Source organism: Rhizobium zaerense (assembly GCF_051810725.1).
GTDB classification, from domain to species: Bacteria; Pseudomonadota; Alphaproteobacteria; order Rhizobiales; family Rhizobiaceae; genus Rhizobium; species Rhizobium leguminosarum_I.
This window is the reverse complement of the sequence record NZ_CM132690.1, coordinates 3,418,091-3,432,340: the sequence shown is the minus strand read 5'-3', so window position 1 is coordinate 3,432,340 and position 14,250 is coordinate 3,418,091. Positions and strand designations below refer to the sequence as shown.

General features: G+C 60.7%; 17 protein-coding genes. 12 read left to right on the top strand and 5 right to left on the bottom strand.

What is annotated here, in order from left to right; translation table 11 throughout:
* Positions 1-6 precede the first annotated feature (6 nt).
* The 9 genes from rpmD (at position 7) to ACS4RR_RS16670 (ending at position 6,254) form a co-directional block, all read left to right on the top strand.
* Positions 7-216 carry a 50S ribosomal protein L30 gene (rpmD, locus tag ACS4RR_RS16710; protein ID WP_003547566.1) on the top strand — a complete coding sequence of 70 codons (210 nt, stop codon included), beginning with the start codon at positions 7-9 and terminating at the stop codon, positions 214-216.
* A gap of 16 nt (positions 217-232) precedes the next feature.
* Positions 233-709 carry a 50S ribosomal protein L15 gene (gene rplO / locus ACS4RR_RS16705; protein WP_003547567.1) on the top strand — a complete coding sequence of 159 codons (477 nt, stop codon included), beginning with the start codon at positions 233-235 and terminating at the stop codon, positions 707-709.
* A 234-nt stretch (positions 710-943) separates the two neighbouring features.
* Complete coding sequence (secY, locus tag ACS4RR_RS16700) at positions 944-2,284, top strand: preprotein translocase subunit SecY (protein WP_018067985.1); 1,341 nt, start codon at positions 944-946, stop codon at positions 2,282-2,284.
* A complete protein-coding gene (locus ACS4RR_RS16695) occupies positions 2,281-2,931 on the top strand; it encodes an adenylate kinase (protein ID WP_017963910.1) in 651 nt (216 codons plus the stop codon). The genes secY and ACS4RR_RS16695 overlap by 4 nt, the downstream gene beginning before the upstream one ends.
* A gap of 222 nt (positions 2,932-3,153) precedes the next feature.
* Positions 3,154-3,522, top strand: a complete 369-nt coding sequence (rpsM, locus tag ACS4RR_RS16690; protein WP_003573772.1) for a 30S ribosomal protein S13 — start codon at positions 3,154-3,156, stop codon at positions 3,520-3,522.
* A 133-nt stretch (positions 3,523-3,655) separates the two neighbouring features.
* Positions 3,656-4,045, top strand: a complete 390-nt coding sequence (gene rpsK, locus ACS4RR_RS16685) for a 30S ribosomal protein S11 (RefSeq protein WP_003547577.1) — start codon at positions 3,656-3,658, stop codon at positions 4,043-4,045.
* A gap of 97 nt (positions 4,046-4,142) precedes the next feature.
* Complete coding sequence (locus tag ACS4RR_RS16680; RefSeq protein WP_003547579.1) at positions 4,143-5,153, top strand: DNA-directed RNA polymerase subunit alpha; 1,011 nt, start codon at positions 4,143-4,145, stop codon at positions 5,151-5,153.
* Positions 5,154-5,330: 177 nt separating this feature from the next.
* Positions 5,331-5,753: a 50S ribosomal protein L17 gene (gene rplQ, locus ACS4RR_RS16675; RefSeq protein WP_003558556.1), complete on the top strand. Its 423-nt coding sequence runs from the start codon at positions 5,331-5,333 to the stop codon at positions 5,751-5,753.
* A gap of 84 nt (positions 5,754-5,837) precedes the next feature.
* Entirely contained in the window at positions 5,838-6,254 is a 417-nt protein-coding gene (locus ACS4RR_RS16670; RefSeq protein WP_260110654.1) for a ribosomal maturation YjgA family protein, read from the top strand.
* A 113-nt stretch (positions 6,255-6,367) separates the two neighbouring features.
* Here the strand turns inward: ACS4RR_RS16670 and msrQ are convergent, their stop codons facing one another.
* Positions 6,368-7,024 (bottom strand): protein-methionine-sulfoxide reductase heme-binding subunit MsrQ, encoded by a 657-nt coding sequence (gene msrQ / locus ACS4RR_RS16665; protein ID WP_222384792.1) that lies wholly within the window; start codon positions 7,022-7,024, stop codon positions 6,368-6,370.
* The gene (msrP, locus tag ACS4RR_RS16660) at positions 7,024-7,971 is read right to left on the bottom strand and encodes a protein-methionine-sulfoxide reductase catalytic subunit MsrP (protein ID WP_222384793.1); all 948 of its coding nucleotides are present in this window, start codon (positions 7,969-7,971) and stop codon (positions 7,024-7,026) included. The genes msrQ and msrP overlap by 1 nt, the downstream gene beginning before the upstream one ends.
* Before the next feature lie 431 nt (positions 7,972-8,402).
* Here msrP and ilvD point away from each other — a divergent pair, with 431 nt between their 5' ends.
* Positions 8,403-10,241 (top strand): dihydroxy-acid dehydratase, encoded by a 1,839-nt coding sequence (gene ilvD, locus ACS4RR_RS16655; RefSeq protein ID WP_260110656.1) that lies wholly within the window; start codon positions 8,403-8,405, stop codon positions 10,239-10,241.
* 56 nt (positions 10,242-10,297) lie between these two features.
* Here ilvD and ACS4RR_RS16650 read toward each other — a convergent pair whose 3' ends face one another.
* Both ACS4RR_RS16650 and ACS4RR_RS16645 read right to left on the bottom strand, forming a co-directional pair.
* A complete protein-coding gene (locus tag ACS4RR_RS16650) occupies positions 10,298-10,651 on the bottom strand; it encodes a lysozyme inhibitor LprI family protein (RefSeq protein ID WP_222384795.1) in 354 nt (117 codons plus the stop codon).
* Positions 10,652-10,674: 23 nt separating this feature from the next.
* Positions 10,675-11,055 carry a YkvA family protein gene (locus ACS4RR_RS16645; protein ID WP_222384796.1) on the bottom strand — a complete coding sequence of 127 codons (381 nt, stop codon included), beginning with the start codon at positions 11,053-11,055 and terminating at the stop codon, positions 10,675-10,677.
* 146 nt (positions 11,056-11,201) lie between these two features.
* Here ACS4RR_RS16645 and ACS4RR_RS16640 point away from each other — a divergent pair, with 146 nt between their 5' ends.
* A complete protein-coding gene (locus ACS4RR_RS16640) occupies positions 11,202-12,605 on the top strand; it encodes a DegQ family serine endoprotease (RefSeq protein ID WP_222384797.1) in 1,404 nt (467 codons plus the stop codon).
* Positions 12,602-13,918, top strand: coding sequence for a replication-associated recombination protein A (locus ACS4RR_RS16635; RefSeq protein ID WP_222384798.1), 1,317 nt, complete (start codon positions 12,602-12,604; stop codon positions 13,916-13,918). Before ACS4RR_RS16640 ends, ACS4RR_RS16635 begins: the two co-directional genes overlap by 4 nt.
* 13 nt (positions 13,919-13,931) lie before the next feature.
* Here ACS4RR_RS16635 and ACS4RR_RS16630 read toward each other — a convergent pair whose 3' ends face one another.
* The gene (locus ACS4RR_RS16630) at positions 13,932-14,240 is read right to left on the bottom strand and encodes a DUF1883 domain-containing protein (protein ID WP_017963919.1); all 309 of its coding nucleotides are present in this window, start codon (positions 14,238-14,240) and stop codon (positions 13,932-13,934) included.
* Positions 14,241-14,250 lie beyond the last annotated feature (10 nt).

The window sequence follows — 14,250 nt, the reverse complement described above, 5'->3', positions numbered from 1 at the left end:
TGACAGATGGCCAAGGCTACTAAGAAGGCTGAAGCGAAGACTGTCACGATCGAACAGATCGGCAGCCCGATCCGCCGTCCGGATGTCCAGCAGCGCACGCTGATCGGTCTCGGACTGAACAAGATGCACCGTCGCCGCACGCTGGAGGATACCCCTTCCGTTCGTGGCATGATCCGTGCTGTCCAGCATCTCGTTCGCGTCGTCGACGAGAAGTGAGACGGAGGAAACGCTCATGAAACTCAATGAAATCAAGGACAATGAAGGCTCGACCCACAGCCGCAAGCGCCTCGGCCGCGGTATCGGCTCGGGCTCGGGCAAGACTGGTGGTCGCGGCGTGAAGGGTCAGAAGTCCCGTTCGGGCGTCGCCATCAATGGCTTCGAAGGCGGCCAGATGCCGATCTATCGTCGCCTGCCGAAGCGCGGTTTCAACAACATTTTCGCTTCCGATTTTGTTGTCGTGTCGCTGGCCCGTATCCAGACGGCGATCGACGCCGGCAAGCTCGATGCCAAGACGACCGTTGACGCAGCTGCCCTCAAGGCTGCTGGTGTCATCCGCCGCGTCAAGGATGGTGTTCGCGTTCTCGCCGACGGCGAGATCAAGGCCAAGATCACCATCGTCGTTGCAGGCGCCTCCAAGCCTGCCGTCGAGAAGATCGAAAAGGCCGGTGGCACAGTGACGCTGCTTTCGGCTCCGGCTGCAGCCGAATAATAATCTGATGATATATCGCCCGGGGTGCTTCACACCGGGCGATTTTGCTCCCATATGTGGGCCTCACAAAAACTTGGCTGGCGCGCCCGCGTCATGCCGGTAAGACTCGAAAACAAGGGTGAGGCATGGGGTTGCGCCGCAATCCGTCCTGAGCCCGGTTTTGAATAATTTCATACTGATTCCGGGTCCGGTCTGTCCCTCAGAGACGCCGGAATTGGTAGCGCGGAGAAACGCATGGCTTCTGCAGCGGAACAATTGGCATCCAACCTCAATTTTTCGACCTTCGCCAAAGCCGAGGATCTGAAGAAGCGCTTGTGGTTCACACTGGCCGCTCTCCTCGTCTACCGACTTGGCACGCATATTCCGCTTCCGGGTCTCAATCCCGAAGCCTATGCCCAGGCTTTCCGCGGCCAGGCAGGTGGCATTCTCGGCCTTTTCAACATGTTCTCGGGCGGCGCTGTTCAGCGCATGGCGATCTTCGCGCTCGGCATCATGCCCTATATCTCCGCTTCGATCATCGTGCAGCTCATGACCTCGGTCGTGCCGGCGCTCGAAAACCTCAAGAAGGAAGGCGAGCAGGGCCGTAAGATCATCAACCAGTATACCCGCTATGGTACCGTCATCCTCGGTGCGCTCCAGGCCTATGGCATTGCCGCCGGCCTTGAGAGTGGCCAGGGCCTCGTCGTCGAGCCGGGCTGGTTCTTCCGTGTTTCCACCGTTCTGACGCTGCTCGGCGGCACGATGTTCCTGATGTGGCTCGGCGAGCAGATCACCTCGCGCGGCATCGGCAACGGCATCTCGCTGATCATTTTCGCCGGCATTGCCGCCGGCCTTCCGACTGCCCTTGCCGGCACGCTCGAACTCGGCCGCACCGGTGCGCTGTCGACCTTCCTCATCCTGCTCGTCATCATCGTCGCGATCGCCGTCATCGGCATCATCGTCTTCGTCGAGCGCGCCCAGCGCCGGCTGCTGATTCAGTATCCGAAGCGTCAGGTTGGCAATCGGATGTTCCAGGGCGATACTTCGCACCTGCCGCTCAAGCTCAACACATCGGGTGTCATTCCGGCGATCTTCGCATCGTCGCTGCTGCTGCTGCCGGCAACGGTCGCGGGTTTCGCCAACACCTCGGCAATGCCCTCCTGGGTGACATCGATCGTCGCGGCTCTCGGCCATGGTCAGCCTCTCTACATGGTGCTGTACGGCGCGCTGATCGCCTTCTTCGCCTTCTTCTATACGGCCATCGTCTTCAATCCGAAGGACACGGCCGACAATCTGAAGAAGCATGGCGGCTTCATTCCCGGCATCCGTCCGGGCGAGCGCACCGCCGAATATATCGACTACGTGCTGACCCGCATCACGGTGATCGGCGCAATCTATCTCGTCTTCGTCTGCATCCTTCCGGAGATCTTGGTGTCGCAAACCGGCATCCCGTTATCCCTTGGTGGGACTTCGCTTTTGATCGTGGTTAGCGTAACTCTTGATACGGTTGCACAGATCCAGGGTCACCTGATCGCGCAGCAATACGAAGGCCTGATCAAGAAATCGAAGTTGCGTGGAGGAAAGAGGGGGCGATGAGACTTATCCTTTTGGGGCCGCCGGGCGCGGGTAAGGGAACCCAGGCCCAGCGGATCGTGGAAAAGCACGGCATTCCGCAGCTTTCCACGGGGGACATGCTGCGTGCAGCGGTTAACGCCGGCACGGATGTCGGCAAGCGCGCGAAGGCGGTCATGGACGCCGGCAAGCTCGTCTCGGATGAGATCGTCATTGCCATCGTTTCCGAGCGTATCGATCAACCCGATTGCGCCAACGGCTTCATTCTCGACGGCTTCCCCAGGACGCTCGTCCAGGCTGATGCTACCGAGGCGATGCTGAAGGCAAAGGGTCTCGGCCTCTCCGTCGTCATTGAATTCCGTGTCGATGATGATGAGTTGATTCGACGTGTTGCCGGTCGCTACTCCTGTGCACAGTGTGGCAGCGTCTATCACGATACCGATAAGGTTCCGGCTGCTGAGGGCGTGTGCGACAAGTGCGGTTCGACGCACTTCAAGCGCCGTCCTGATGACACTCCGGAGACCATGACGGCCCGGCTGCAGGTCTACTACAAGGAAACTTCGCCGCTGATCGGCTATTACCATGCCAAGGGCAAACTGAAGTCCGTGGACGGCATGGCCGAGATCGATCAGGTGACGGCCGAGGTCGAAAGCATTCTTTCCAAGCTTTAAGGCTTTGAAAATAAACTTGGCGGAACGGTTGCTTTTCAGCAGTGATTCCGCTAAACACCGCGCCAACTCGCGACATTCCATGCGATCGGCGCGGATTTCCCAAGGAAGTCCGGGTGCGGTCGTTTTGACATGTTACGGACGTAAATCTGAACGGGCGGTTCTCAAGAGCCGCATAACGAAGCCCACTTGCCGGATGGCAACTGGAATGCAAGGAGAACAGGCGTGGCACGTATCGCTGGCGTCAACATCCCGACTGCGAAGCGCGTTGTTATTGCGCTGACCTACATTCACGGGATTGGTCCGAAATTCGCACAGGAAATCGTCGAAAAGGTCGGTATCCCGGCCGAACGTCGTGTGCATCAGCTGACGGACGCAGAAGTCCTTCAGATCCGCGAAGCCATCGACCGCGACTATCAGGTCGAAGGCGATCTTCGTCGCGATACCGCGATGAACATCAAGCGCCTGATGGACCTCGGCTGCTACCGCGGCCTGCGTCATCGCCGCGGCCTTCCGGTCCGCGGTCAGCGCACGCACACCAATGCCCGCACCCGCAAGGGCCCGGCAAAGGCAATCGCTGGCAAGAAGAAGTAATTTCCGGGAAACCGGGGTAGGGAGGCTGGTGGTCTGCGCCGGCCTCTTTTGAGTTTGGAGCGGGACCATATAGGCGCCGTTCCGGTGTAGCCGCTGGCATTACGGCGGTGAAGAGATCAACGAAAGGAATACCATGGCTAAGGAAGCCGTCCGCGTTCGCCGTCGCGAGCGCAAGAATATCTCGTCGGGTGTCGCTCACGTCAACTCGACCTTCAACAACACGATGATCACCATCACCGATGCGCAGGGCAATGCGATCGCCTGGTCGTCGGCTGGCGCCAAGGGCTTCAAGGGCTCGCGCAAGTCGACCCCGTTCGCTGCCCAGATCGCTGCCGAAGACTGCGCCAAGAAGGCCCAGGAGCACGGCATGAAGTCGCTGGAAGTCGAAGTCTGCGGTCCGGGTTCGGGTCGTGAATCGGCTCTGCGCGCGCTCCAGGCTGCAGGTTTCATGATCACGTCCATCCGCGACGTGACCCCGATCCCGCACAATGGCTGCCGTCCGCGCAAGAAGCGCCGCGTCTGATCATCGCTCTCGTCACCGGTGAGCGCTTGCGCGTTCCCGGTGGTTTTCAAGCTCGGTTGCCACGATTGGATGGTGGCAACGAACGGAAGGCAAACTCATGATTCAGAAGAACTGGCAGGAACTGATCAAGCCGAACAAGGTGGAGTTCTCCTCGAGCTCGCGCACCAGGGCGACGCTTGTTGCCGAACCGCTGGAGCGCGGCTTCGGCCTCACCCTCGGCAACGCGCTTCGTCGCGTTCTGCTCTCCTCGCTGCGCGGTGCTGCCGTCACGGCGGTGCAGATCGATGGCGTGCTGCATGAATTCTCCTCGATTCCGGGCGTCCGCGAAGACGTGACGGACATCGTGCTCAACATCAAGGAAATCGCCATCAAGATGGATGGCGACGACGCGAAGCGCATGGTCGTGCGTAAGCAGGGCCCGGGCGTTGTCACGGCTGGCGACATTCAGACGGTCGGCGATATCGAAATCCTCAACCCCGAGCATGTCATTTGCACGCTCGACGAGGGTGCCGAGATCCGCATGGAATTCACCGTCAACAACGGCAAGGGCTACGTTCCGGCCGAACGCAATCGTGCGGAAGATGCTCCGATCGGTCTCATCCCGGTCGACAGCCTCTATTCGCCGGTCAAGAAGGTGTCCTACAAGGTTGAAAATACCCGCGAAGGACAGGTTCTCGACTACGACAAGCTGAACATGACCATCGAAACCGATGGCTCGATCACCGGCGAAGACGCCGTCGCTTTTGCGGCGCGCATCCTCCAGGATCAGCTTGGCGTCTTCGTCAACTTCGACGAGCCGCAGAAGGAAACCGAAGAGGAAGCAGTCACCGAACTCGCTTTCAACCCGGCTCTCCTGAAGAAGGTGGACGAACTCGAACTGTCGGTCCGTTCGGCAAACTGCCTGAAGAACGACAACATCGTCTACATCGGCGACCTCATTCAGAAGACCGAAGCAGAAATGCTCCGCACGCCGAATTTTGGTCGCAAGTCGCTGAACGAAATCAAGGAAGTTCTCGCTTCCATGGGCCTGCACCTCGGCATGGAAGTGCCGGCATGGCCGCCCGAGAACATCGAAGATCTCGCCAAGCGTTACGAAGACCAGTACTGAGCGGCGTGAGGAAAAGTGTAAAGCGGTTTTCCGCCCGCACGCCGATCGCAAGAACATAACAAAAGGCAGGCTCTTTCGGCTGCCTTTCCCCGTCAAACAGCAGGCCGATCGCCTGCATGTGCCAGGAAACGGCAGGCCCACTTAGTGTAAGGGCACCTGCATTAAAGGAGAATAGCAATGCGCCATGGTAAAGCCGGCCGCAAGCTGAATAGAACTGCAAGCCACCGCAAGGCGATGTTCGCCAACATGGCGGCTTCGCTGATTACCCACGAGCAGATCGTCACGACCCTGCCGAAGGCCAAGGAAATCCGTCCGATCGTCGAGAAGCTCGTCACGCTCGGCAAGCGCGGCGACCTGCATGCTCGCCGTCAGGCGATCTCGCAGATCCGCGATGCGGCCGTCGTTTCGAAGCTGTTCGACACGATCGCAACCCGCTACGCCACCCGCAACGGGGGCTACCTGCGCATCATGAAGGCGGGCTTCCGCCAGGGCGACAATGCCGCCATGGCTGTGATCGAATTCGTTGACCGCGATGCCTATGCCAAGGGCGCAGCCGACAAGGCCCGCGTCGCTGCCGAAGAGCAGGCCGTCGCTGCTTAAGTCTTCCGCTTCGGCGGAAACAAAACAGCCGGGCTGCAAAGCCCGGCTGTTTTTGTTTCTGATATAGTGACGGGACCGGCTCCATTGCGCAAAATCATTCAGGCTCGCTCACCGCAGTTCCTTCGTCTCGCCGCCCTGTTTCTCGTCATCGTTCTCGGGCTGGTGCTCCGCTGGTTTGGCTATGCAGCCGATCTGCCCTTCACCGTCGTCAAATATGGTGGATCCGCACTCTGGGGAGCGATGGTCTATTTGCTCGTGGCGCTCTTTGTCGCAAGGTTACGGCCGGCAGCAATTGCTGTCACGGCTCTGTTCACAGCAATCTCAGTTGAATTGTTCCGGCTCTATCACACGCCCTGGCTCGGCGCGTTTCGGCTGACCACGGCCGGTGCGCTGCTGCTTGGCCGAGTCTTTTCGCTTTGGAACATGCTGGCTTATGCAATCGGCATAGCTGCGGCCTGCGCCTTGGATCCGGCGCGCCGGACTGCGTTGCGTCCTCGTTAGAGCGCCGCGCGTCTTTTCAGACGCGCTAAGGACGCTCTATCGCTTTGAAACAGCGCATAACCCTTCCCGAAAATCGATTCCGATTTTCGGGGTTATGCGCCAAACCTGCCGTCTCACGAAGCCGACGCCATTGCGCGATTGCGCGTCCGCCCTTTGCCCTTCTGCCTGTTGCGTGCGATTGGCCGGTAGGAGCGATAGAGGATGAGCGCGATGATCAGCCCGACATAGATATATTGCTCGAGGTCGAGGATCTTGGTCGAGAGAGCGAAGTGCAGCGCCCCGCAGGCGGCGATGATGTAGACGAGGCGGTGCAGCCAGATCCAGTTCTTGCCGAGGCGGCGGATCGAGAGATTGTTGGATGTCACCGCCAGCGGAATGAGCATCGCAAGCCCGGCCATGCCGAACATGATGAAGGGGCGCTTCAGCACGTCGTTGATGACGGCGGAAATATCCATCGCCTGATCGAGGACCATGTAGACGGTGAAATGCATCAGCGCGTAATAGAAGGCCAGCAGGCCAAGCGCGCGGCGATAGCGGAGATAGTTCCAGCCGAAGAGCTCACGGGCAGGGGAAACGGCAAGTGTTGCGATCAGGAAACGGATCGTCCAGAGCCCAAGAAAACGCTCGAAGGTCTTGACCGGATCGGCGCCGAGCTGATCGGTTGCGCCGAGATAGAACGTCCACGCCGCAGGCAAGAGCCCAACGACATAAAGCAGCCAGACGGAGGCGGGTTGCCAGCGCTTCGGGATGGCGAGCGACAGTTCCGCCATCAGAAATTCGCCTTCAGGTCCATGCCGGCATAAAGGCTTGCCACTTCGTCGGCATAGCCGTTGAAGGGCAGGGTGGGATGGCGGCTCGCGCCGAAGAAGCCGCTCTCGCCGATGCGCCGTTCGCTGGCCTGGCTCCAACGCGGATGGTCGACCTCAGGGTTGACGTTGGCGTAGAAGCCATACTCCTGCGCGTTGGTGACCTGCCAGGTATTCTTCGGCTGCTGGTCGGTGAGTGTGATCCTGATGATCGACTTGATGCCCTTGAAACCGTATTTCCACGGCACGACGAGCCGGATCGGCGCGCCGTTCTGGTTCGGCAGCGTTTCGCCATAGAGCCCGACAGCCAGCAGTGTCAGCGGATGGCGCGCCTCATCCAGGCGCAGACCCTCGACATAGGGCCAGTCGAGTGACTGGAAGAAACCCTTCTGCCCAGGCATCTCCTCCGGCCGCACCACGGTTTCGAAGGCGACGTATTTGGCGCTGCCCAGCGGCTCGACCTTGTCGAGCAGCGATGCCAGCGGAAAGCCGTCCCAGGGGATGACCATCGACCAGGCCTCGACGCAGCGCATGCGATAGGTGCGCTCCTCGATCGGGAATTCTTTTATGAGCGCCTCGAGGTCGAAGGTGCCTGGCTTGTTGACCATGCCGTCGACCTTGATCGTCCAGGGCAGCGGCTTGAAATCGCCGGAAAGAGCTGCTGGATCGCCCTTGTCGAGGCCGAACTCGTAGAAATTATTGTAGGTTGTGACGTCCTTGATCGGCGTCGCCTTCTCGTCGACCTTGTACTTGCTCTCAACGGCGGAGAGCGCCGCAGCGCTTGCCTTGCCAGCGCCGTAGAGCGCCATGGCGCCAAGCGCTGCCGCGCCCAGGAATTCACGGCGGCGCACATAGATCTGGCGCGGCGTGATCTCCGACGACGCGATCTTCGGTGGGCAATAGTTTGGCATGTCGAAACCTCCTCGGCGGATATCCTGAAATATAGCCCTTAAACGAACCGCCGGCATGTCTATATTGCTGCATAATTCCTAATCAGAATCGATTTAGGAATTATGCAGCAATTCAACGTGCTACTGCGTCCTGTGCGCATCTGAAACGACGTGCGGCGCTATAGTGTCTAAGCCTTGAAGATTGCTGACGGGAAGCCAATTTTTTGTGTTCGGTCGTGATGGAATAGGCTGTAACAAAACGCCGTGTCGAAGCGTATATGATCGATGGGTCTCATGGCGCTTCTCCCCGGCGTACCGGATTTGGGCTTCCCGGTAGTGACAGCCCCTGTCGATTGGATTAGGACAATCCCAAAAAGCAGCGTTTGCCCGGCCCGCAGGCTCCATGCCGCCCGGCTTCGCCTGATAATTCCGACACGTTGAGGAAGACACCGATGCCAGCTTACCGTTCCAGAACCACGACCCATGGCCGCAACATGGCAGGCGCCCGCGGCCTTTGGCGCGCCACGGGCATGAAGGATTCGGATTTCGGCAAGCCGATCATCGCCGTGGTGAATTCCTTCACCCAGTTCGTGCCCGGCCACGTGCACCTGAAGGACCTTGGCCAGCTCGTTGCCCGCGAAATCGAGGCGGCCGGCGGTGTCGCCAAGGAATTCAACACGATCGCCGTTGATGACGGCATCGCCATGGGCCATGACGGCATGCTTTATTCGCTGCCCTCGCGTGAGCTCATCGCCGACAGCGTCGAATACATGGTCAATGCCCATTGCGCCGACGCCATGGTCTGCATCTCCAACTGCGACAAGATCACCCCTGGCATGTTGATGGCGTCGCTGCGCCTTAATATCCCGACCGTCTTCGTTTCGGGCGGTCCGATGGAAGCCGGCAAGGTCGTGCTGCACGGCAAGACGCATGCGCTCGACCTCGTCGATGCCATGGTCGCCGCAGCCGATGACAAGATCAGCGACGAGGACGTCCAGACCATCGAACGCTCTGCCTGTCCGACCTGCGGCTCCTGCTCCGGCATGTTCACCGCCAATTCGATGAACTGCCTGACGGAAGCGCTTGGCCTGTCGCTGCCTGGCAACGGCTCGACGCTTGCCACCCACGCCGACCGCAAGCGCCTCTTCGTCGAGGCCGGCCATCTGATCGTCGATCTCGCCCGCCGTTACTACGAGCAGGACGACGTCAAGGCGCTGCCGCGCACCATCGCCTCCAAGCAGGCCTTCGAGAATGCCATGGCGCTCGACATCGCCATGGGCGGCTCGACCAATACGGTCCTGCACATCCTTGCTGCCGCCCATGAAGGCGAGATCGATTTCACCATGACTGATATCGATGCGCTGTCGCGCCGGGTGCCATGCCTGTCGAAGGTCGCACCCGCCAAGAGCGATGTTCACATGGAAGACGTCCACCGCGCCGGCGGCATCATGTCGATCCTCGGCGAACTAGACAAGGGCGGTCTCTTGAACCGCGATTGCCCGACCGTCCATGCCGAGACGCTGGGCGATGCGATCGATCGCTGGGATATCACCCGCACCAACAGCGAGACCGTGCGCAACTTTTATCGCGCCGCTCCCGGTGGCATCCCGACCCAGGTCGCCTTCAGTCAGGAGGCCCGCTGGGATGAACTCGACACCGACCGCGAAAACGGCGTCATCCGCTCGGTCGAGCATCCCTTCTCCAAGGATGGTGGCCTTGCCGTGCTCAAGGGCAACCTTGCGATTGACGGCTGCATCGTCAAGACCGCCGGCGTCGATGAATCGATCCTGAAATTCTCCGGCCCCGCCCGCGTCTTCGAAAGCCAGGATGCGTCGGTCAAGGCGATCCTTGCCAACGAGGTGAACGCCGGCGACGTCGTCGTCATCCGCTACGAAGGTCCGAAGGGCGGCCCGGGCATGCAGGAAATGCTCTATCCGACGAGCTATCTGAAGTCGAAGGGCCTCGGCAAGGCTTGTGCGCTCATCACCGACGGCCGCTTCTCCGGCGGCACTTCCGGCCTCTCGATCGGCCACGCCTCGCCGGAAGCGGCAAATGGCGGCACGATCGGCCTGGTGCGCGAAGGCGACATGATCGACATCGACATCCCCAACCGCACGATCGGCCTGCGTGTCAGCGACACCGAACTCGCCGCCCGCCGCGCCGAGCAGGATGCCAAGGGCTGGTATCCCACAGAAGTCCGCAAGCGCAACGTCACCACCGCCCTGAAGGCCTATGCGGCCTTCGCAACGAGCGCCGATCGCGGCGCTGTGCGGGATCTGAACGCGCGGTAGGTCATCCACCTACGACCCGCTGATGAAGAGTCAGTTGCTCTTCCAATCGGTCGCTTTCAAAGCGGCCGGTTGATGTTTTTATAGGTCTCGCCAAGCTGCTTCAGCCGCTCGTCATAGGCTGCCTTGATACAGACGGCATCCGCCCCGCATTCCTGCCGTTTCTTCAGCCAGGCCGTCTGTTCGTCCTGCAATGTTCCGCGCGAACCCATCGCCAGCAGGCCGGAGAGCAGCTCGAAGGTCGTCACCATCTTCACGTCGGCATCGTTGAGCGCGCGGTTGTCGCAGATCGCTTTTTCATCCGGCTTCAATTCTTTCGCATCGCAATCGAAGCTTGCTGCCTGCGCCAGGTCCGATGCGATGAGCAGGATCACAAAGCCGAGGGCCACTATCGTCGTTCGTGTCGTGATCATTCCTATGTTCCTGTTGCCGCCGATCAGGCGAGCTTGCGCAGTGCCAGAGCCAGGAAGATGATGCAGATCAGCCAGACGGCAAGGATGAAGATCAATCCGACCCGGCTGGAGGGGCGCTCGATGCGCCTTGTCGCCTCCATACGAAGCTCGTTCATCACCTCTACTGGCACGAGCTGGATCGCCAGCATGATGCCGAGCGGAACGATCAGGAGATCGTCGAGATAGCCGAGGATGGGGATGAAATCGGGGATGAGATCGATAGGCGACAGCGCGTAGGCGGCAACGCCGCCGGCCACCGCTTTGGCATACCACGGCACGCGCGGATCGCGCGCGGCAAGCCACAGGGCCACGATGTCACGCTTCAGTGACTTCGCCCAGATTTTGGCTTTTGATATCAGTTGCATGGCCGTACTTCCTGAATCAAATTCGCAATCGCTTTAAGTGGCACTTCCGCGACGTTCCGTTGCCTTATTCTTCCATGCTTCCGCCCTCTTTCCTTTCTAGCGTCGGGCGCTACAACGTTCCTCAAGAGGATTCAAAAGGAATACCCATGCAAGGCTTTTTTAAGCGCGCCTTCGTCTCGCTGTTCGCTCTGATGCTCGTACTGCCGGCTGTCGCCCATGCGCAGACGGCAAAGACAGTGCCCGAAAGCCAGATGCAGATGCAGCTCTCCTTCGCGCCGCTCGTCAAACAGACGGCAGGCGCCATCGTCAATGTCTATGCGGAGAAGACCGTCCAGCGCCAGTCGCCCTTTGCCGGCGACCCCTTCTTCGAGCAGTTTTTCGGCCAGCAGATGCCGAACCGTTCGGAAAAGCAGTCTTCGCTCGGTTCCGGCGTCATCGTCGAGGCGAACGGCACTGTCGTGACCAACAATCACGTCATCGAGGGCGCCGACGACATCAAGATAGCGCTGTCGGATGGCCGCGAATTCCCCTGCAAGGTGGTGCTGCGCGATGATCGCGTCGATCTTGCCGTCCTGAAGATCGATACCAAGGAGAGCTTCCCGACGCTACCGATCGGCAATTCCGACACGGTTGAGGTCGGCGATCTCGTGCTGGCGGTCGGCAATCCCTTCGGCGTCGGCCAGACGGTGACCAGCGGCATCGTCTCCGCACTTGCTCGCAACCAGGTGGTCAGGAACGAGTTCGGCTTCTTCATCCAGACCGACGCCTCGATCAATCCCGGCAATTCCGGCGGCGCGCTGATGAACATGAAGGGCGAGCTGATCGGCATCAACACGGCGATCTTCTCACGCGGCGGCGGCTCGAACGGCATCGGCTTTGCCATCCCCGCCAATCTGGTCAAGGTCTTCCTCACTTCCGCCGATGCCGGCGTCAAATCCTTCGAGCGGCCCTATGTCGGCGCGAGCTTCGATGCCGTGACATCGGAGGTGGCCGAAGCGCTCGGCTTGAACAAGGCTCGCGGCGCCCTCGTCGTCAAGGTTTCGGAAGGCGGGCCGGCGGCCAAGGCCGGGCTGAAGGCTGGCGAGATCGTCACCGCCGTCGACGGAATTTCCGTCGAGCATCCGGATGCGCTGCTCTACCGCTTGACGACGGCCGGTCTCGGCAACTCGGTCAAGCTCACCGTCGTCGAGAATGGCCGCGAGCAGCAATTGCCGCTGGTGCTTGCCCGAGCCCCGGAAACCTCGCCACGCGACCAGCGCACGATCGGCGGACACACACCGTTTACCGGCGCCGTCGTCGAGAACCTGTCGCCGCGGGTCGCCGACGAACTGCGCATGCCACCGGAATCGGCAGGCGTCGTCGTATCCGAGGTGAAGGACGATTCGCCTGCTGCCCGTCTCGGTTTCGAACCGAAGGATATCATCGTTTCGATCAATGGCACGGACGTGAAGTCGACCAGCGAACTGTCCGAGATCGCCGATAGCGACCCCGGCCTCTGGCGGGTCGAGATAGAGCGCAACGGCCAGCGCATCCGGCAATTCTTCCGATGAGCAACGATCTCTTCGCGCCGCGTGTTCCGGAGGAGGTCGCTGCCAGGCGGCCGCTTGCCGACCGGCTGCGGCCGAAGACGCTTGCCGATGTCACCGGTCAGGAACACCTGACTGGTGAGGATGGCGTGCTGAAAAGGATGATCGAAAGCGGCTCGCTCGGCTCGATGATCTTCTGGGGTCCGCCCGGCACCGGCAAAACGACGGTGGCACGGCTGCTTTCGGGCGAGGCGGGCCTCGCCTTCGAGCAGATATCGGCGATCTTCTCCGGCGTCGCCGATCTGAAGAAGGTGTTCGAGACTGCCCGCTTGCGGCGTATGGACGGCCGTCAGACGCTGCTCTTCGTCGACGAGATCCATCGTTTCAACCGCGCCCAGCAGGACAGTTTCCTGCCCGTCATGGAGGATGGCACCGTCATCCTCGTCGGCGCCACCACCGAGAACCCATCCTTTGAGCTCAACGCCGCTCTGCTGTCGCGGGCCCGTGTGCTGACCTTCAAGTCGCATGACGAGGAGAGCCTTGAGGAACTGCTGAAGCGTGCTGAGGCGATCGAGCAGAAGCCGCTGCCGCTGGCGGAGGATGCCCGCGTCAGCCTGATCCGCATGGCCGACGGCGACGGCCGCGCGGTGCTGACGCTCGCCGAAGAAGTCTGGCGGGCGGCGCGCGAAGGCGAGAGCTTCGATACCGAAGGCCTGACACGCATCGTCCAGCGCCGTGCCCCGGTCTACGACAAGGCGCAGGACGGCCACTACAACCTGATCTCGGCGCTGCATAAATCCGTACGCGGCTCGGATCCCGATGCCGCGCTCTATTATCTCGCCCGCATGTTCGATGCCGGCGAGGACCCGCTCTATCTCGGCCGGCGGCTGGTGCGCATGGCGGTGGAGGATATCGGTCTTGCGGATCCGCAGGCGCTGGTGATCTGTAACGCCGCCAAGGATGCCTATGAGTATCTCGGCTCGCCGGAAGGCGAGCTGGCGCTGGCGCAGGCCTGCGTCTATCTCGCCACCGCCCCGAAATCGAATGCCGTCTACACCGCCTTCAAGGCGGCAAGCCAGGCGGCAAAGCAGAACGGCTCGCTGTTGCCGCCGAAGCATATCCTCAACGCGCCGACCAAGCTGATGAAGGGCGAGGGTTACGGCGACGGCTACCGATACGACCACGACGAGCCGGATGCCTTTTCCGGCCAGGACTATTTCCCGGAGAAGATGGGTCGCCAGATCTTCTACGATCCGCCGGAGCGCGGCTTCGAGCGCGATATCCGCAAGCGGCTGGAGTGGTGGGCAAAGCTTCGCAAGGAGCGCAATCCGCGCTGAAGCCCGGCGAACCTCAGGAGGCGCGCGGCGTCTTTTGATTTGCCGGCGCGGCGATCACTTTGACGGACGATTCCGCAAGCCCGTGATGCCCTTCCATATCGACGATGACATGCCAGTGGCCGCTTTCCGGAACGGCGATCTTGATCGGCGATTTGCGCGCCACGCCGCCGATATATTTGAAATCGAGAACCTCGGTGAACCGCTGGAAATTCGGCGCCGTCATCAGGCGGACATTGTTCACCGCATTCAACGACACCTCGATGATCGTTCCGGCGCGTTGTTCCTTAAGATCGTAATGGGTGAAGCGGAAATTCGGTTTCATCGGTCTCGTG